The following is a 17,863-nucleotide window of genomic DNA, read 5'->3' as shown; positions in this document are numbered from 1 at the left end:
GGCTTTGCGATGCGAGACGTTCACAGCTTTGGCGCAGGCCAGTGGATTGCACCCGGCCCGGGCGCACGACCCATAGAAAGCGCAGTAACCGGCGATGTGATCGCACAAGCAGGCAATGAAACACTGGACGTACAAGGCATGCGCGCTTTTGCCCGCGAAGTCGGCGGCCCTGCCCTGCGCGCAATGACGTTCCATGACCGCGCGCGCATGCTCAAATCCATCGCGCTACACCTGCGCGACCATCGCAAGATGCTCTATGACCTCAGCTTTGACACCGGCGCGACGCAGTCAGATCACCTGATCGATGTCGACGGTGGCATCGGCACGATGCTGGTGTTTGCGTCGAAGGGGCGGCGCGAGATGCCGAATGGGCGTGTGTATCTAGATGGTGGGATTGAACAGCTTGGACGCGATGGGCGGTTCGTAGGCCAGCATATTTGCACGCCTCTGCAAGGGGTCTCGCTGCACATCAATGCCTTTAATTTTCCAGTATGGGGCATGCTTGAAAAACTCGCGCCCGCGCTGTTGGCCGGGGTCCCTGCGATCATCAAGCCCGCAACGGCAACCTCCTATGTGACCGAAGCCTGCGTACGCCTGATCGTTGAAAGCGGGCTGTTGCCCGATGGCGCGTTGCAACTGATCGCAGGCGGAGTGGGCGACATTCTGGATCACCTCGATTGCCAGGACGTGGTGACATTTACCGGCTCGGCCGATACTGCGCGCACGTTACGGGCCAACCCGAACCTGTTGTCGAACGCAGTGCGCTTTACGGCCGAACAAGACAGCCTGAACGCGTCGGTCCTTGGCCTTGATGCAGCCCCTGGCACGCCGGAATTCGATCTGTTTGTGCAGGAAGTCAGGCGCGAAATGACGGCCAAGGCGGGGCAGAAATGCACTGCCATCCGGCGCATAATGGTGCCACAGGCGCATGTCGATCCGGTCATCCATGCGTTGACCGATCATCTGGAAAAAATCACCATCGGTGACCCGCGTGAAGCTGCGACACATATGGGCGCATTGGTCTCTAACAGGCAGAAAACGGACGTTCTGACAAAGGCGGAACAACTTGGTCAAGAGACCGAGCGGGTATTCGGCGACCCAGAAAATTTTGCGATGGCACAAAGCAAAGGCGCGTTTCTGCCGCCAATGCTGTTTCATTGCCCAGACCCGGACACGGCCCAAGCGGTGCATGATGTCGAGGCATTTGGTCCGGTCTCGACCATCATGCCCTATCGCGACCTTGACCATGCGGCGACGCTCCTCAATCGGGGCAAGGGATCGCTCGTGGCGTCAGTCATCACGCGGGACGCGGATATTGCACGCGATATCACCATGGCGTCGGCATGTTTCCACGGTAGGCTGTATTTCAACAACCGGGCCTCAATGGCCGAGGCGACAGGTCATGGTGCGCCACTGCCGCATATGACCCATGGGGGGCCGGGGCGCGCGGGCGGTGGTGAAGAGTTGGGCGGCATTCGCGCAGTCACGCACTATATGCAACGCACCGCGATCCAAGGTAGCCCCGACATCCTGAGCGGGATCACAGGACAATGGGTAGCGAGGGGCACACAAGACACCGACAAGCCGCACCCCTTTACCCGGCCTTATGCCGACCTTGCCATTGGCGACACGCTGGCGTCCAAATACCGCACGATCACGCTGGACGATATCGACACTTTTGCGCATTTCACCGGCGACACGTTTTATGCTCACATGGATGAAGATGCAGCGCGCGCCAACCCGTTCTTTCCGGGACGGGTCGCGCACGGCTATCTGTTGCTCAGCTTTGCCGCAGGGCTGTTTGTACACCCCGACCCCGGACCTGTTCTGGCGAATACCGGCCTCGACAACTTGCGGTTCATGAAACCTGTCCAAGCTGGCGACAGCATCAAGGTGCATCTGACCGTCAAGGCCAAGACACCGCGCACAGCGGACTATGGCGAGGTACGCTGGCACGTCAGACTGTCCAATCAAGACGATGAGGCAGTGGCCGAATATGAACTGCTGACCATGAATGCCTGACAGTTACGCACGCACCATCCAAAGGCTGACAGAGTCGGGATCCATTCGCGTCTGGTCCCTGCTTGTGACCGTTTTTGGCGACCTTGCGCCGGATCGCCCGCTTGATGGGCCGACGTTATCGCTGATCATGGCGCAAATCGGGATCAAACCCGAAGCTACACGGGTGGCCCTGCACCGACTGCGCAGCGATGGGTGGATCATCTCGCAAAAGAACGGTCGGACCAGCCATCATAGCCTGACTGCAAAAGGGCAGCGAGACAGCGCAGCGGCGAGACCTCGCATCTATGGCAGGCCATCGGATATGTCCTCAAAGGCGCATATGGTCATGATCCAGATGCCGCGTACTGACCTTGACCCGGCACAATTCGCGCACGTGTCTGATCGCGTTTTCCTAAGCAATGACACCACCCCGATACCGGCGAATGCCATGTACCTGACCCCAACCGATCTGCCAACTTGGCTTGGTGAACAACACGAAAACGCGGATTTACGCGAGGGCTACCGAGTATTGCATGACGTGCTGTGCGACATAGATACAGATGCCCCGTCGTTGACGCCCCTCGATATCGCAGTCTTGCGGGTGATGGTCGTACATGCGTGGCGGCGACTGACGTTGAAACATCCCGATCTGCCACGCAGCGCACATTCGACAGACTGGCGCGGGCACGATTGCCGGGTACGTGTCACCGAAGTGCTGGACCGGTTTGCGCGGCCTGCCCTTGATGCGATCAAGGCCCGCTAAACCACGCTTTCCCAACCCCGCGCCAACGGCTATAGCGGGGGCATGACAAACCATCTGCATATCTCCGACCTGCCTGACGATCTCGATCTGGGGCCGATCGTCGCCATCGATTGTGAAACCATGGGGTTGCATCCACACCGGGATCGGTTGTGCGTTGTGCAACTGTCCGGCGGTGATGGGGATGCCCATATCGTGCAGATCAAAAAGGGCCAGACGACAGCGCCAAACCTGTGCAAACTGCTGACGGACCCGGATGTGCTCAAGTTATTTCACTTTGGCCGCTTCGATATCGCAGCGATGCAAAACGCGTTCGGTGCCGTGACCGCGCCCGTCTATTGCACCAAGATCGCCAGCCGGTTGATCCGCACCTACACGGACCGGCACGGGTTGAAGAATCTGCTGCAGGAATTGCTGCAAATCGACATCTCGAAGCAGCAGCAATCCAGCGATTGGGGCGCAGATAACCTGAGTGATGCGCAACTGGAATACGCGGCATCGGATGTGCTGTATCTGCACAAACTGCGGGATGAACTGAACAAACGGCTTGAGCGCGAAGGACGCATGGAGGTCGCGCAAGCCTGTTTTGACTTCCTGCCGATGCGGGCCAATCTGGACCTGATCGGCTGGCCCGATACGGACATCTTCGCCCACTCATGACCAGCACCACGCCTTTCATTGACACCGCGCGCCAGGTGATCCGCACCGAGGCGGAGGCCTTGATGACGCTTGCTGACGCGCTTGATGATACGTTTCGGACCAGTGTCGACCTACTGCTGAATGCAAAGGGGCGGGTGATCGTCACGGGCATCGGCAAATCAGGGCACATCGCGCGTAAGATCGCCGCGACATTTGCAAGCACGGGCACCCCCGCGCAATTCGTGCATCCAGCGGAGGCCAGCCATGGCGATCTGGGCATGGTCACCCGCGCTGACGTCGTGCTGGCGATCTCAAACTCCGGGGAGGCACCGGAACTGGCCAACATCATCGCTTTCACGCGCCGCTTTGACATCCCGCTGGTAGGGATCACGAAAGCACCAAACAGCGCCCTTGGCAGCCAGTGCGACGTGGTTCTGCAGCTGCCTGATTTGGAGGAAGCCTGCGGCACCGGAGTTGTCCCAACCACGTCGACCACATTGACGCTGGCCATGGGTGACGCACTGGCCGTCGCCATCATGAAACACCGCGCGTTCACCGCAGAACACTTCCGTGACTTCCACCCCGGTGGCAAATTGGGCGCGCAATTGGCCCGTGTGTCAGACCTGATGCACAGCGGCGCGGCGTTGCCCTTGGTATCCGTTAACACCCCAATGCCCGAAGCGTTGATCGAAATCAGCCAGAAAGGCTTCGGCGTCGTGGGGGTGCTGGATGATGCCGGATCTCTTGCCGGGATCATCACTGACGGTGACTTGCGACGACACATGAGCAACCGCTTGCTGGATCTGACCGCACAAGACGTCATGACCACGTCGCCGCGCACCATTGACCCGAGTGTCCTCGCACAAGAGGCGGTCGGGATCATGAATGGGCTTACCGGCGAACGGCCCGTGACCTGCCTGTTTGCCCGCGATCCCGGCGCCGATGGGCCGCCTCTCGGGTTGATCCACATCCACGATTGCCTGCGGGTCGGCCTGGGGTAGAAGGCACGCATGGACCGCTATTCGCAGATCATTGCCTGGCTCAAAATCTTGCTGCCGCTAACCGCGTTGGGGCTGTTGTCCACCCTGTTTTTGCTGTCGCGCACCATTGATCCGGTGGCTGACATGCCTTTTGCCGACGACGAAATCGAGGAAAAGCTGCGCGGTCAGCAAGTCACCGCACCCTTCTTTTCCGGCACCACCGAAGACGGTGACCAAGTGTCGATCACGGCAGCCACAATGTCCACGCTCAGCGAGTTGGACAATGCAGTCACCGATATGTCCGCGCAGATCGACCTCGTCTCGGGCACGCGGGTGGTGTTGTTTTCGGACTCTGGGCGGTTTGACGTCAAGGGCGGTGCCTCCACCCTTGAAGGAAACGTCGTGATCACCACATCGACAGGGTACAGACTGACTACCGACAGGTTGGACGCAGAATTTGATACCTTGGTGGTAGAGTCGCCGGGGCCGATTGTCGGAACAGGCCCGCTTGGCGATCTGGACGCGGGCAAAATGCGGTTTGAACGGCGCGAGGGTGAGGAAAACGCCCATTTGATTTTCACAAACGGGGTGAAGCTGGTATACGACCCCAATAAGTCAGAAGAGTGATACAATCAGTGACGTTTTTTCGCGCATTTTCCTGCATTGCCCTGCTGGGCCTCACAACACCCGCACTTGCACAAGGCACCCAGGTCGCTTTTGGGACGATCCAGCAAGACACCTCGGCCCCGGTCGAAGTGACGGCGGATGAATTGAACGTAAACCAAGACACCGGGGCCGCGCTGTTCACCGGAAATGTGGTGATTGGGCAAGGCGAAATGCGCCTGTCCGCGCCGCGCGTGCTTGTGATCTACCTTGAGGATCGGGCCGGTATCGAACGGCTCGAAGCCACGGGCGGAGTCACCGTTGTGTCCGGGCCCGATGCTGCTGAAGCACAGCGCGCTGACTACAGCATCGACACCGGCGTGATCGTGTTGACGGGTGACGTTTTGATGACCCAAGGCCAAAGCGCCATCTCGGGCGACAAGGCGACGATCCAACTTGATGATGGAACTGCACGCGTCCAGGGTCGGGTCAAATCCATTCTGCAATCCGGTAATGAATAATGGCCAGGCCCAAGCTGACCGTCGCTGACGGCATGTCCGGACTCAAGATTTCGCATCTGCGCAAATCCTATCGCAAAAAACTGGTGATCCGCGACTTTTCGATGGAGTTGAGCAGGGGCGAGGTTGTTGCCCTGCTTGGACCAAACGGATCAGGCAAAACGACGACTTTCTATGCAGTGGCCGGTCTTGTTACACCCGAGGGGGGCACCGTCACGCTGGATGGGGCGGATGTCACCATGTTGCCGATGTACCGGCGCGCCCAGATGGGGATTGGGTATCTGCCGCAGGAAATGAGTATTTTCCGCGGGCTTACGGTGCAGGATAACATCCTCGCCATTCTGGATATCACCGAACCGGATCGCCACAAGCGGCGCGAGCGGCTCGAGGAATTACTCAGCGAATTCTCCATAGAGCACATGCGGCGCGCACCTGCACTGGCCTTGTCAGGTGGGGAGCGCAGACGCGTGGAAATCGCGCGATCGCTGGCAGCAAATCCGAAATATCTGCTGCTCGATGAACCCTTTGCCGGGGTTGATCCAATCTCGGTTGGGGACATCCGTAATCTGGTTGCAGACCTGAAAAAACGCGGTATCGGGGTACTGATCACCGACCACAACGTGCGCGAAACGCTCGAAATAGTGGATCGCGCTTATATCCTGCATGACGGGCGGGTTTTGATGTCGGGCACCCCTCAGGACGTCGTGCAGAACGAAAATGTGCGCCGCGTCTATTTGGGTGAAAATTTTCGTATTCAGTAAGCGGACAGACGCAGATCGGGTGCGCTTTTCATTGACAGGCCGTGCCCTTTTGGCGTGCAATGGGGCATGGCTTTGATGCTGTCCCAGATCCTCATACGACACGCCACGCGGTTTGCGTGCGCACAGGATCAGGCAACAGCCACGCCATTTCCGTTTATTTGACACCTTGCTTTGGACCACGCCCCCCGCGGTCCGTCTTGGTGTCACTACGGATCAAACTGAAGGAGAAAGTATGCAATACCAAATCAGTGGCAAACAAATCGACATCGGCGACGCGTTGCAAACCCATGTGCGGGACGATCTGGGCACAGTGGTGGAAAAATATGCCGAACGGCCCACAAACGCCAATGTGGTGTTTTCAAAGTCCGCCCACGAATTTGTCTGCGAGGCGACAGTGCATCTGTCGACCGGATTGACGGCCCAAGCCAAGGCCCATGCCACTGAAATCTATGCAGCTTTTGATGCTTGTTCCGAAAAGATGGAAAAGCAATTGCGCCGCTACAAACGCCGCCTCAAGGACCACCACAAAGAGCGCGCTCAGCCGGTTGAACTCTCTGGCGCGGCCTCGTATATCCTCGCCTCTGATGCAGGGTCGGACGACTCGGAGCCCGAAAGCCTGCAACCGATCATCGTGGCCGAGATGGAAACCAACATCCCATCACTGTCCGTCGGTGAAGCGGTGATGCAGATGGAATTGGCCGGGGCCCCTGTATTGGTGTTCCGAAAGGAAGGCAAAGACGGGCTAAACGTCGTATATCGCCGCGATGACGGCAATATCGGCTGGATAGACCCGTAAACGAAGGTGCCCGTGCGGGTCACCAATGATGAGAGCAGAATGGATTTTGGAACTCTCCTGAAACCCGAAGCGGTCAAGGTTGTCACCTCCGCCTCGTCCAAGAAACGGCTTTTGCACGAGATTGGTGATCTTGTGCAGGCAGCCTATGACATGCACGCTGGTTTGGTGGTGGAATCATTGCTGGCTCGCGAGGCGCTTGGGCCAACCGGCGTCGGTCATGGTGTGGCGCTGCCGCATGCGCGGATTGATGGTATTTCGAACGTTATCGGTGCTTTTGTCCTGCTCGACAAGCCGATCGATTTTAATTCCGTGGATCGCCAGCCCGTCGACATCGCTTTTGCGCTGTTTGCACCCGAAGAGGCCGGCGTCGAACACCTCAAGGCACTGGCACTCGTGTCACGCACGTTGCGCGATCAGGGCGTCTGCACGAAGTTGCGCGCGAACCCCGACGCCTCAACTCTGTTCGCCATCCTGAACGAGGCGCAACAGGCCCAAGCTGCATGATGGCTACGTGGGCTGCCAATCCTCAAACCCGAACATAAGATAGTCGCGCGCATAGGCATTGCGCGCTAACCGCTCGATTTCGGCGTCGTAAATATCATGCAGCACGTATGGACGATCTGATGCCGTCTCGGGCAACGAGGGCGCAGATGTGATCCCCGCCATCGCTGCCAGCTCGGCCAACTCATGCGCCAGCGTATTATGCCGCATCAGCCGATCCGGCAGCACAAATTCGGCAAATCCCTCGACAATCTTGACCTGACTGGCCCAATCGGGATCAACGCGCACGGCTGTTTGTCCGGCCAGATTGGGCTTTAAAAACTTCAGAAAAGCGGCGAACGCATCCCGGTGCGCGGTCTTGTCATAGCTTGCATCATGCGGATCGGCAGGCAGTGGCAGTTTGTAGCGCCGCGCCAATGTGCTGCGAATACCGCCATATGACCCCTTATCCGTGCTGAGGATACGGTGACAGAACACGGCATGCGCACGCGCAAGTGGATGGCGCAGCACCGAAAATGCGCGATGCCCGGCATGCACACGCATCCAGTCCCGCAGATCATTCTGGGACAATTTCGACCCGGGCTGCCCGCCGCGCCCCTTGTCGAGCAGGCGCAACCAATGGACGACTGGGTCTGCTGGCCCGCCACGGATCGGGAGGTACAAAAGCGGGCTCGTCTCACTTGCGAAATAGGTGGGCACCGCGGCACCACGGCGCGGTTCGAAATTGGGCGTCCTGGTCAGGTTAAAGGTGTCGAGACCTGACAGCGCCTCAGTCATCTGGCCAAAATTGCTGACCTTGTCAGACAGCGCGCTCGGGTTCTGCACCTTGAGGTTCTTGTCCAGCGCCTCAAGTTCGGTGCCGACGCCCAGCCATTTGGACAGCCCGTTCATCACCTCGACGCTCTGCAAATCCTCGTAGGCGATGTAAAACGCGGTCTGCCCGGACACTTGCAATCGATTCAGCAACTTGACCTGAAACGCCTGTAGATCAGCCAGATGGGCGGCGAATTCATCGGCCACGAATTCCGCTTTGCCATCCTTGCGAGCCTTGGCATCTGTCAGCTTCCACTGGCCTGTCGCTATGGCGATTTTCCACGAAACATAGCTGTCGACCGGATTGCGGGTCAGCACGACCTTGGCGCATTTCGGATCGTTCATCACGTGATCGAAAATGCGCTCATCGTGGTTGTGAAAGTAGCGAAAGCCGCTCAGTTCGGGTGTCTTTTTGATCGCGCGCAGCAGGTACTTTGGGTCTGCATCACGCGTTGCCTGATCAACCTCGAGGATGTGATCGACATTCGGGTATCCAATGAAATGCGGATTGAACGCCTCACCGTGACAGGCGATCCCGTCAAAGGCGTTCAGGTTGGATTCGAGGAAATTCGAGCCTGTGCGCATCTCTGCGAACACAACAAAATAGTCGAATTGCGCCATGACCAGTTATCGCACCAAATAGGGTTTGCGAGGGCGATCTTGCGCAGGTTCGTGGCCCAACGCCACCGGAAAATCACCCATCAGATAGGGGTGCATCCCTTGGTTCTTGAGGTTTTGGAGAAATTGACCAAAGCCGGTGAGGTCGACCATCTTGGGGACTTCAGCCAGTCGACGGGCCTGAGTCTGGCCAATTTCGTCCAGAATGCCCTGCAACGGCTCCATCGGCGCTTCGATGAATTCGGCCATCGTCCAGATGCGAATACGCGCCTTGGCATAGGGCGAGCGCAGCACGTCCAAATGGTCACTTTCGTTCTTTTGCAAACGCGCGGCTTCCTTGCGGATATCAAGGAAATTTCGGTTCGACCGAAACAGCGGCACCGCCCATGCGCCTGAAATCACCGACACCTGCGCATTGGGGTCTTTTGCAATCCGCCAGATCACATCCTGATTGTCGGCAGGCCCGTATTGAAAACACTGCCGCTCACCACGCGTGTTCCAGATCAGGTTGGTCAGAAAGGCGTTGGCATTGTAGTCGCGCGCCTTTGCGCTGTTGCCCAGCGCACCATTTAATGTGGTCTGTCCTTCGGCATACTCGACCGTTTCGGGGTCAAAAACATGACCATGCACACGCGCCCCGGTCGCCTTAGCCAACCACGGCTCAAAATTTTCGAAAATTTCGGTAAAGCCCTGGAAGGCTGAGTAAGGGGCGGCAGTGACACCGTTTTCCCAATCCTCATTCGGAAACCGGCTTTGCATATACAAACCCGGCCGACCGCGGGTACGTCGCTCCACCGCTTTGGCAAAAATGCGGTCGATTTTGCCCGGGTTCGGCTCGGTCTGCTTCATCGCACCGGCAGGATCGGTCAGGAATGCCTCGTAAAGGCGGTTCGCATGCGGCCAGATTTTGCGGGCCACAAAGCAATCCGAGCGGCGCAAAAGCTGCAGGTGGTCATCATAGAAAATATGTGGTTTGCCCTGAAAGTCGAACTTGGAAAGTGTCAGCGAGCGGCTTTCGATATTGGTTGAATACTGGCGCGCCAGCGTTTGGTAGTAGCTTTCGTCCGGGATCCAGACTTGCCGAAAATACGCATCATGTTCCCGCCGGTCCGGACCCTGCAGAATTGCCGATAGTGTTTGCCGTGTCAGACACCACCACTGGCTGCCCATATGCGGCACCAGACCGGCCGGAATCTTCCGCTTCATCCTGAGCAGGCGTTGCAACTCAACATATCGGTCGAACAGAACCCGCTGCCGTTTCCACGAGAACGGAAAGCGCAATGTGAACCGTTCGTGATCCAGCCCGCTGACAGTCCACGGCACATCAGATGTCGTCGCGCTTTCGATAAAGTCGGTGCGGGGGCGTTCGGCCAGGTATTCCACCAACTCTTCGACGGGGCGCAGCGGCAGGCACGACCCGGATACCAGATAGACATGCCGCACATCGCCAAACTGCTCCAACATCAGCTCGGAGGCAGCTTGGCTTGCTGCCACGATACCCCATGTGCCCCATTCGCACCGATAGCGTTTGGAGAAAAGGATGGCAGGCACATCCGCCAAGGCGCGGGTAAAGTCGGCATAGGTCTTGCGCGGCACTGCGGCATCAACATGGATCACGACCGGACAGCCACCCGCAGCCCAATGCCGGGCCGCTTGTTCCGCGCGATCTAACGCGGTGTGCACCAGCATGACAATCCCGACGCTCATGCCCAATTCCCTTTGGACATGAGGCCCAGAATCTCAAGCTGGCGCCAGTTGATGTATTTTTCGGACCACTTGCACCACAGATCGGGATCATCCCGCATGGTGTCGGCATAGGCTTTGTATTCGACAGACGCCGCGTAGTGCTGTTTGCGCTCCAACTCCTCGGCAGCCTTGGTGTTGAAGGTATCCAGGAACTTGGCGTGGAGCAGCACACCGGACGCCTTTTCACCCCCCCATTCGTCATAGACCTGGTTCAGGCCGCGCGGCAGCAACATATGGGTCGAGCTGACATAGGCATAGCGACGATCCCATTTCACCAATGGGATCTTGTTCAGCGCAGGCGCACGTTCGGGTTCATTCGGAAAGAAAACGCGCGCCCGAGGGCCGCCTTGAATCCACAGATTTCCAAAACGTTTATTGCGCGAGATCGTGTAATTTCCGCTGTCAAACCAGCTGGCAATTTCCATCGGATTCTGCCCGGCCTGATAGGGTTGTTCGTCCAGTCGCCCCTTAGGGTACATATCCAGCAGCATGGCGGAAAATGATTTGATCGATGACGCATCAAGCCAGTCGGTCAACGCGCGCAAGGGCCGCGTGTCGCAGAACGGATAAACCAGAAACTCGTCCGGATCGACCACCAGATTCCAGTGGCTGTGACCGTATTTCATCTGCAACCAGTTCAGCCAGTCGACCCCGAACCGCGCACGTTTGTAGCTGCCCTTTGCGGACCAGACGGACACGTCTGGTTGGGCTGCAAGGTAGTCGACGGACCCGTCAGTGCTGTCATTGTCCACGATCAGGAAATGATTGATTCCCATCTCGCGATAATATTCGAGGAAATAAGGAAGGCGCACCGCCTCGTTGCGCAGGGTCGAAAAGCACAGCAGATCAGAGGGGCGGATTTGTTCGGTGCGGTTGACGACACGGCCCAGTTCGCGACGCTTTCGGAACGCACGAATGCGCCAGCGCTTGCGCTGAAGCCTCAGCCGATATGACTGCCAAGCGCCCAACCTGCTCCGTCCCTTTACCTGCCGTTCTGCCGGCCCATGTGTCGCCTATCAGGTCAACCTTAACACAATCTTGAAATGTGCATCCCATGTGGGCGGCTGAAACTGAGGTGGTCTTGACGTAGCGGGGTCTGCTTCGGCCAACTCTTTGATCTTGCTGATCCACAGATAACGATCTGAAACGCTTGCGTAAATGGGAATATCACCAAGGATTTCCCGGAACACGGCCAGATCATTCACGAGCAGCGGCACACCCAAGGCCGCCGCTTCGGTGGCAGGCAGTCCGAACCCTTCGGCGTGGCTGGGAAACAAAACCCCGCTGGAGCGCTGAACAAGCGCCGCCAGCGCCCCATCCTCAAGGCCGGGCACCTCATGAATGGGCGTGTCGTTGCCAAGCCTGTCCAGCCGCTCAAACACGTCCTCATTGCGCCAACCACGGGTACCAGCAAAGACCAAAGGCGGCGCATCTGGCCCCATCTGATCCCATATATCCAGCAGAAACGCGTGGTTCTTGCGCGGTTCAATCGTGCCGATGCAGACGAAATAGGGCGCATCGGGCGGTAAGCCGGCAGGCAACGCGTCCAGGTCGGGCACAGCCACCTCTGTCCCCAGATGCGCAACAATGGCTTTGGGCGGTGTCGCAAACCGTGCCTCGGCCTGCTCGCGTGTGTGTTCGGAGTTGTAGATGATCAGGTCGGTATGTGCCTCAACGCGCGCGACCATGTCGGCAAAGGCGGGCACGCTACCCTCACGCTGATAGTCCGGAAAGTCGAGCGGGATCACGTCATGAATCATCACCGCGCAATTGGCATCAACGACTTTGACAGCGCCCAACACTCTAGTCGTCAGATTGGCGTGGCCAACATTCACATAGGCAAAACCCCTTGGAACCTGCGTGCGCAGCATACGCCGGAGCAAGAAGGGTGGGACACGACCGACAGCCGCACGACGCGCAGCCCTCCATGCGGTCGATCTCTGGACCTCCGGCAAACCGGCAGGACCGGACAGTGACGGCAAAAGATCAGTGATACCGTTCTGGTCCAAAAGGATGTAGCCCAAGCGCGCCCGGATCAACCCGAACACCGGCACCGCATCAGCCAGCAGCGCCCGTGCATAGGCAAGCTCGACCCGGTCCACGCCCGTCAGCACCTTGCCGACCCGGCGCATCAGACGGGTCAGATCAAGCAGACGCGCAGGCGGCCCTTTATGTGTTGTAGTGGCCAGTTTGATGCCATCTCCACGCGTCGGTGATCATCGTCTCCAAGGTCGAACGCGTCGGGGTCCATCCCAATTCAGCCTCCGCCCGGGTTGATCCCGACACCAGCTTGGTGCAGTCGCCAGCGCGACGGGCCCCATCAACATACGGCACCGATTGGTTCGTGACCGCACGCGAATGGTCAATGACCTCGCGCACCGAAAATCCCGATCCGGTGCCAAGATTGAACACGCGACTTCCTTTGCCGTCCTGTAGCCACTTCAGACCCAACACATGGGCGTCCACCAAGTCGCAAACATGGACATAGTCACGGATACAGGTGCCATCCGGGGTGTCATAGTCGGTCCCGTAGACGGTCAAGGCATCCCGCTTGCCCGCAATCGCATCCAGCATCAGGGGGATCAGATGGGTCTCGGGGTCATGAAACTCACCGACCTCCCCCTCGGGGTCTGCACCCGCCACGTTGAAGTAGCGAAAGATCACGTGGCGCAAACCACGGGCGACCTCAAAGTCGTGCAACATATCCTCGATCGCGCGCTTGGACGCGCCATAGGCATTGATCGGTTGCTGCGCGCTGTTTTCATCCAGTACGACGTTGTCCTGATCGCCATAGGTGGCGCAGGTCGAGGAAAATACAAAATCCAGACACCCGGCGGCAGTCGCCGCCTCGATCAGTGTCAGAGAGCCAAGCACGTTGTTGCGCCAGTAGCGCCCCGGCTCTTGCATGCTTTCACCGACTTGACTGAGGGCGGCAAAGTGCATGACGGCAACGGGTGCATATTTAGCAAACACCGCATCAAGGCGCGCGCGATCCAAAAGATCGCCGTGTTCGAACGGGCCAAACTTGACCGCGTCCTGCCATCCGGTTTCCAGATTGTCATAGGTAACAGGCACAAACCCAGCCGCGCGCAATGCCTTGCATGCGTGAGAGCCAATATAGCCCGCACCGCCCGTTACCAATACGTGCTGCACTTAGCGCCTCGCCTTATTCCGCTGCTTTGTCCATCTGGACAACATCACGGATATACCCAAGCAGGTCGTCACGCAATTCCGCGCGCGCCAACCCGAACGAAACGGTGGCCTGCAGGAATCCGGCCTTTGAACCGCAGTCAAAGCGCTGACCCCGGAACCGGTAACCATAAACGCCATCGTCCCCGCCAATCTCGTTGGCAATCGCATCGGTCAGCTGAATCTCTCCACCCGCGCCTGATTTCATCTGGTTCAGTGACCGCAGCACGGATGGAGTGAGGATATAGCGGCCAATCACCGCGAGGTTCGAGGGGGCCTCCTCGGCGGGGGGCTTTTCGACCATCCCTTTCACCTTGACCATCTGACCCATGTCTTCACCGATATCGAGCACACCGTAAGATGACGTCTTTTCCGGGGGCACTTCCATCGCGGCCACGACATTGCCGCCCGTTTCCTCATAGGCTTCGACCATCTGCTGCAAGCAAGGCTTTTCAGCGGCGATCACATCGTCAGGCAGGATCACGGCAAAGGGTTCGTTCGCGATCAAACGGCGCGCACACCAGACCGCATGCCCAAGCCCGAGGGCCTTGTGCTGGCGGATATAGGCAATCGCGCCACTGTCCATGTTCGTATCCTTGAGGATCTCAAGAAGCTCGGTCTTGCCCTTCTTGCGCAACTCTTGCTCGAGGGTCGGGGCGTGATCAAAGTAGTCTTCAAGCGCGCCCTTGCCCCGCGACGTGACAAAGATGAATTCCTTGATGCCGGCTGCCCGCGCTTCGTCGATGGCGTATTGGATCAACGGACGATCCACCAACGTCATGATCTCTTTGGGCACCGATTTGGTTGCTGGCAAAAACCGCGTTCCCAAACCGGCCACCGGGAAAATCGCCTTGGTCAACTTTTTGCGCATAACAAACCTCGTTTTGATCTTCTTACCGGAAAATCCGGTTTCGTTCACCCATACAATTAGAGTGTGCACAAAGAATGCCTAATTGAGCAAGGGTTGTGACATCTGGCGGACTGTTGCCAAGACGCGCCAAGTTTATGTGAAAATCAGCCGTTGTGCGGCAACCCGCGCCACTTCCTGCTTGCATCTTTTCTGGAAGGTGACAGGGCGCACCAGCGCGTCTGTCCGTTCGGATTTGCCGAACAACCCGCCGCGCTGTTCCCAAAATCCGCGCGGATCAAACCTGACGTGATGATAAAGCGCGGTAGGCGACAGCAGGATCAACGTGACGATTTCACCCGCCTCAGCGCGCCGCGCCGCTTCCTCTCTCAAGGGGGCTCGCTGATAGAATCGTCCTTTTAAAGCAATGCTTTGGCGCGGTTGCGATACCACAGGAAGGAATGCGGACATCGGGCTGCGCGCGATCTGTGCGCCCCCGCGGGCGCGGGTTTGGCCCTCTGCGTACCCGACGTTGAGCCTGCGCATCAGTCGCGTCACATCCCCCGGCAACAATCGACCACTCACCATGTGATGCAGCAGACGTGCACGCTCTGCACCTTGCACCTTATGCCAATGAGCAGCGCGCGTATCCTGGGGCATATGCTTGCGCTGAAAGACACCCCAGCTGGCCCCGATATCAAACAGATCGCGGGGCACACGGTCAGGGCGGCGGCGCGGGCTGGCCGCAAATCCATGATGCACCTCGGCCATAGGAACCAGTGCAGTTGCATGGCCCGCCTTGGCCAAACGCAGGTTCAAATCCGTCTCATCCAGAAAGAATGCAAAACCGGGATCGAACCCTTCGAGGTCCACCAGCACATCGCGGCGGACCGCCATATTGGTGCCCTCGGTTTTGGTTGCGCGCGCCCCGCGCGGGGTCAAAACAACGGTTTGATCAGTTTCGAGCGGGATGTTTTGCGTCTCTCCCGTCGCATCCACACTCCGCGCGCGCCACTGAAATGAAATCCCGTTGCGCCCCCGTACAAATCCACCCATCGCCGCCACATCGCGCTGTTCGGCCGGTGCGATGAGGTGCCCCAGCCAGCTCGGTTCGGGCACCGCATCATCGTCAATAAAGGCGACGATATCACCCGCCGCGTGGCTGATCCCCAAATTGCGGGCCACCGAAATGTTGGGGTCCTCGAACGGGACAATCTTGATCTGGCCCGCAAAATCCGCAATCGCGTCACGCCCCGCCTTGTCGGCCACGACGACCACCTCAAAGGGAGAGTATTGGACTTGCAGCAGACCCGTCAGACAGCGGCGCAGCGCATCAGGCCGGTCGCGGCTGACAACCACAACACTGACCGGCGGGTGGGTCATTCCAGGCCCATTTCCGCCATCATCTGTTCGATCTTGGGGACGTCTTGGGGGTTGTTCAACTCCCAGAACTGGCGGCCCTTGGCCTCAACCTCGACGCACAGCACCTGTCGCCCGTTTTCGAGAAAGCGTAACTGCTCCAATCCCTCAAGCTGCTCAAGCGGGCCGATGGGCCAGTCGGGATAGGCGGCAAGCGCGTCGGGGCGATAGGCATAGACACCCACATGGTGGAAAACAGGCGTATCAGCATCGGGCGCATAGGTCGCATTGGTGTAGGGGATCACCTCTTTGGAAAAGTAAAGCGCGGCACCGCCCGCCCCGAACACGGCGGTTGTGCCCCCGACGCGGCCTGCCTTGCGGTCTTCAAGGAATCCGGTCAGCGTCGCGCCGTCACAACGCAGCACCGGGGTCGCGATTTCCGCGTTGGGTGCGGCGCGCAGGCCGCTCACCAGCCCTTCGATGAACCAATGCGGGGTCAACGGCGCGTCACCCTGCAAATTCACCACAATGTCGTATCCGTTGCCCAACACCGCATGCGCCTCCGCGCAGCGCTCCGTACCATTGCCGCACGCTTCGGAGGTCATCACGACCTCGGCTCCCAACGCCTCGCAAGCATCCCGAATGCGATCATCGTCAGTGGCAACCACCACCCGATCAACGCCGTCCACCGCAATAGCCGCGCGCCAGCTGCGTTCGATCAATGTCTGCGCCGCACCCGTTGCGCCGGTCAAAGGCACAAGCGGCTTGCCGGGATAACGGGATGAGGCATAGCGGGCCGGGATGACAATCAGGACAGACATCAGGCAGGTTTCAACTCGACGGCGGGGGCATAGGCGATGAAGAACGGGTTGGCATACCCATCCTTCCCGTAGCGCAGCGGGGTATGGTCATCAAAGCGGACAACCGCGCCGCCAGCCCCGGACAGGACCGCATGACCAGCGGCGGTATCCCATTCCATCGTGCGCCCCACGCGGGGATAGATATCAGCCTCGCCCGTCGCAATCAGACAGAATTTCAGCGACGATCCCGCGCTTTTCATATCCTTGACCGCGTATTTGTTGATGTAATCATCGGTCGCCTGATCACGATGCGATTTTGAGGCGACGACAAGCAAAGCGGCATTGTCACTGTCGGCGACTTTGATCGGGCTCAGATCGCCCACAGCCGTCTTGTCAAACGCGCCCGTCTCTTCGACGGACTGCCCGTCGGCCTGCGTGAAGAACATGCGGCCCCGCGCAGGGGCATAAACAACACCACGGGTTGGCACCCCACCTTCGACAAGCGCGATGTTGACAGTAAAGTCGCCACGGCGATGGACAAATTCCTTGGTGCCATCCAGCGGATCCACAATCAGGAACGTGTCGCCAGTTGTGGTGTGGGTGGCCGCCTGCTCTTCGGTGACAAGCATCATGTCGGGAAAGGCGGCGCGCAAACCATCCGAGATGATCTTGTCCGCCGCTTCGTCTGCCGCTGTGACGGGGCTGTCATCGGACTTCATCTTTACCTCGAAATCGTCCGAGTTGTAGATCTCCATGATCTTATCCCCGGCCTCGAGAGCAAGGCGGCGGATCACGGGGATCAGGGCGTCATAGGTCATAAAAATCGTCCTCGAGCGGGCATTTGTTGAAAAAGTGATGCGGCCCCCTTATGGTCGCGTGCTAACGGAACGGCAAGAATTCCGTGCAAAGATCGCGCAAGCCAGAGGCACCCG

18 protein-coding genes are annotated in these 17,863 nt (G+C 58.7%); 9 read left to right on the top strand and 9 right to left on the bottom strand.

All coding sequences use genetic code 11. From position 1 onward, the window contains the following. Positions 1-9 precede the first annotated feature (9 nt). The 9 genes from paaZ (at position 10) to Q0908_RS05300 (ending at position 7,562) form a co-directional block, all read left to right on the top strand. Positions 10-2,022, top strand: a complete 2,013-nt coding sequence (paaZ, locus tag Q0908_RS05340; RefSeq protein WP_299281608.1) for a phenylacetic acid degradation bifunctional protein PaaZ — start codon at positions 10-12, stop codon at positions 2,020-2,022. Continuing rightward, the gene (locus tag Q0908_RS05335; RefSeq protein ID WP_299281606.1) at positions 2,015-2,764 is read left to right on the top strand and encodes a PaaX family transcriptional regulator C-terminal domain-containing protein; all 750 of its coding nucleotides are present in this window, start codon (positions 2,015-2,017) and stop codon (positions 2,762-2,764) included. The genes paaZ and Q0908_RS05335 overlap by 8 nt, the downstream gene beginning before the upstream one ends. A 42-nt stretch (positions 2,765-2,806) precedes the next feature. Further along, positions 2,807-3,421: a ribonuclease D gene (locus Q0908_RS05330; protein WP_299281604.1), complete on the top strand. Its 615-nt coding sequence runs from the start codon at positions 2,807-2,809 to the stop codon at positions 3,419-3,421. Next, positions 3,418-4,401, top strand: a complete 984-nt coding sequence (locus tag Q0908_RS05325; RefSeq protein WP_299281603.1) for a KpsF/GutQ family sugar-phosphate isomerase — start codon at positions 3,418-3,420, stop codon at positions 4,399-4,401. Before Q0908_RS05330 ends, Q0908_RS05325 begins: the two co-directional genes overlap by 4 nt. 9 nt (positions 4,402-4,410) lie before the next feature. Beyond that, positions 4,411-5,007, top strand: coding sequence for a hypothetical protein (locus tag Q0908_RS05320; protein WP_299281602.1), 597 nt, complete (start codon positions 4,411-4,413; stop codon positions 5,005-5,007). A gap of 8 nt (positions 5,008-5,015) precedes the next feature. After that, the gene (lptA, locus tag Q0908_RS05315; protein WP_299281601.1) at positions 5,016-5,504 is read left to right on the top strand and encodes a lipopolysaccharide transport periplasmic protein LptA; all 489 of its coding nucleotides are present in this window, start codon (positions 5,016-5,018) and stop codon (positions 5,502-5,504) included. Then, on the top strand, positions 5,504-6,262 hold the full coding sequence (lptB, locus tag Q0908_RS05310; protein ID WP_299281600.1) for an LPS export ABC transporter ATP-binding protein: 759 nt from the start codon (positions 5,504-5,506) through the stop codon (positions 6,260-6,262). Before lptA ends, lptB begins: the two co-directional genes overlap by 1 nt. 232 nt (positions 6,263-6,494) lie before the next feature. Further along, positions 6,495-7,058 (top strand): ribosome-associated translation inhibitor RaiA, encoded by a 564-nt coding sequence (gene raiA / locus Q0908_RS05305; protein WP_299281599.1) that lies wholly within the window; start codon positions 6,495-6,497, stop codon positions 7,056-7,058. Between the two features lie 39 nt (positions 7,059-7,097). Beyond that, the gene (locus Q0908_RS05300) at positions 7,098-7,562 is read left to right on the top strand and encodes a PTS sugar transporter subunit IIA (protein ID WP_299281598.1); all 465 of its coding nucleotides are present in this window, start codon (positions 7,098-7,100) and stop codon (positions 7,560-7,562) included. Between the two features lie 3 nt (positions 7,563-7,565). Here Q0908_RS05300 and Q0908_RS05295 read toward each other — a convergent pair whose 3' ends face one another. The 9 genes from Q0908_RS05295 to cysQ all read right to left on the bottom strand — a co-directional run bounded on the left by Q0908_RS05295 (position 7,566) and on the right by cysQ (position 17,749). Continuing rightward, on the bottom strand, positions 7,566-8,993 hold the full coding sequence (locus Q0908_RS05295; RefSeq protein ID WP_299281597.1) for a sulfotransferase family 2 domain-containing protein: 1,428 nt from the start codon (positions 8,991-8,993) through the stop codon (positions 7,566-7,568). Between the two features lie 6 nt (positions 8,994-8,999). Next, on the bottom strand, positions 9,000-10,697 hold the full coding sequence (locus Q0908_RS05290) for a beta-1,6-N-acetylglucosaminyltransferase (protein ID WP_299281596.1): 1,698 nt from the start codon (positions 10,695-10,697) through the stop codon (positions 9,000-9,002). Continuing rightward, entirely contained in the window at positions 10,694-11,704 is a 1,011-nt protein-coding gene (locus tag Q0908_RS05285; protein WP_299281594.1) for a glycosyltransferase family 2 protein, read from the bottom strand. Before Q0908_RS05285 ends, Q0908_RS05290 begins: the two co-directional genes overlap by 4 nt. 48 nt (positions 11,705-11,752) lie before the next feature. Next, positions 11,753-12,868, bottom strand: a complete 1,116-nt coding sequence (locus Q0908_RS05280) for a glycosyltransferase family 1 protein (protein ID WP_299281593.1) — start codon at positions 12,866-12,868, stop codon at positions 11,753-11,755. Between the two features lie 37 nt (positions 12,869-12,905). Further along, a complete protein-coding gene (galE, locus tag Q0908_RS05275) occupies positions 12,906-13,889 on the bottom strand; it encodes a UDP-glucose 4-epimerase GalE (protein WP_299281591.1) in 984 nt (327 codons plus the stop codon). Between the two features lie 13 nt (positions 13,890-13,902). Further along, entirely contained in the window at positions 13,903-14,796 is an 894-nt protein-coding gene (gene galU, locus Q0908_RS05270) for a UTP--glucose-1-phosphate uridylyltransferase GalU (RefSeq protein WP_299281589.1), read from the bottom strand. A 132-nt stretch (positions 14,797-14,928) separates the two neighbouring features. Then, positions 14,929-16,155: a glycosyltransferase gene (locus Q0908_RS05265; protein WP_299281588.1), complete on the bottom strand. Its 1,227-nt coding sequence runs from the start codon at positions 16,153-16,155 to the stop codon at positions 14,929-14,931. After that, positions 16,152-16,952, bottom strand: a complete 801-nt coding sequence (locus Q0908_RS05260) for a manno-octulosonate cytidylyltransferase (protein ID WP_299281586.1) — start codon at positions 16,950-16,952, stop codon at positions 16,152-16,154. The genes Q0908_RS05265 and Q0908_RS05260 overlap by 4 nt, the downstream gene beginning before the upstream one ends. After that, complete coding sequence (gene cysQ, locus Q0908_RS05255) at positions 16,952-17,749, bottom strand: 3'(2'),5'-bisphosphate nucleotidase CysQ (RefSeq protein WP_299281584.1); 798 nt, start codon at positions 17,747-17,749, stop codon at positions 16,952-16,954. Before cysQ ends, Q0908_RS05260 begins: the two co-directional genes overlap by 1 nt. Between the last annotated feature and the right edge of the window lie 114 nt (positions 17,750-17,863).

The organism is uncultured Tateyamaria sp. (assembly GCF_947494755.1).
Taxonomy (GTDB): Bacteria; Pseudomonadota; Alphaproteobacteria; order Rhodobacterales; family Rhodobacteraceae; genus Tateyamaria.
Note: the sequence above shows the minus strand (reverse complement) of the source record. Positions and strands in the feature narration are given on the sequence as shown.

Bases quoted from the DNA above. Each gene is read 5' to 3' on its own strand.
- paaZ (WP_299281608.1), top strand. From the start codon at position 10: ATGCGAGACGTTCACAGCTTTGGCGCAGGCCAGTGGATTGCACCCGGC.
- Q0908_RS05335 (WP_299281606.1), top strand. From the start codon at position 2,015: ATGCCTGACAGTTACGCACGCACCATCCAAAGGCTGACAGAGTCGGGA.
- Q0908_RS05330 (WP_299281604.1), top strand. From the start codon at position 2,807: ATGACAAACCATCTGCATATCTCCGACCTGCCTGACGATCTCGATCTG.
- Q0908_RS05325 (WP_299281603.1), top strand. From the start codon at position 3,418: ATGACCAGCACCACGCCTTTCATTGACACCGCGCGCCAGGTGATCCGC.
- Q0908_RS05320 (WP_299281602.1), top strand. From the start codon at position 4,411: ATGGACCGCTATTCGCAGATCATTGCCTGGCTCAAAATCTTGCTGCCG.
- lptB (WP_299281600.1), top strand. From the start codon at position 5,504: ATGGCCAGGCCCAAGCTGACCGTCGCTGACGGCATGTCCGGACTCAAG.
- raiA (WP_299281599.1), top strand. From the start codon at position 6,495: ATGCAATACCAAATCAGTGGCAAACAAATCGACATCGGCGACGCGTTG.
- Q0908_RS05300 (WP_299281598.1), top strand. From the start codon at position 7,098: ATGGATTTTGGAACTCTCCTGAAACCCGAAGCGGTCAAGGTTGTCACC.
- Q0908_RS05295 (WP_299281597.1), bottom strand. From the start codon at position 8,993: ATGGCGCAATTCGACTATTTTGTTGTGTTCGCAGAGATGCGCACAGGC.
- Q0908_RS05290 (WP_299281596.1), bottom strand. From the start codon at position 10,697: ATGAGCGTCGGGATTGTCATGCTGGTGCACACCGCGTTAGATCGCGCG.
- Q0908_RS05280 (WP_299281593.1), bottom strand. From the start codon at position 12,868: ATGCGCCGGGTCGGCAAGGTGCTGACGGGCGTGGACCGGGTCGAGCTT.
- galU (WP_299281589.1), bottom strand. From the start codon at position 14,796: ATGCGCAAAAAGTTGACCAAGGCGATTTTCCCGGTGGCCGGTTTGGGA.
- Q0908_RS05265 (WP_299281588.1), bottom strand. From the start codon at position 16,155: ATGACCCACCCGCCGGTCAGTGTTGTGGTTGTCAGCCGCGACCGGCCT.
- Q0908_RS05260 (WP_299281586.1), bottom strand. From the start codon at position 16,952: ATGTCTGTCCTGATTGTCATCCCGGCCCGCTATGCCTCATCCCGTTAT.
- cysQ (WP_299281584.1), bottom strand. From the start codon at position 17,749: ATGACCTATGACGCCCTGATCCCCGTGATCCGCCGCCTTGCTCTCGAG.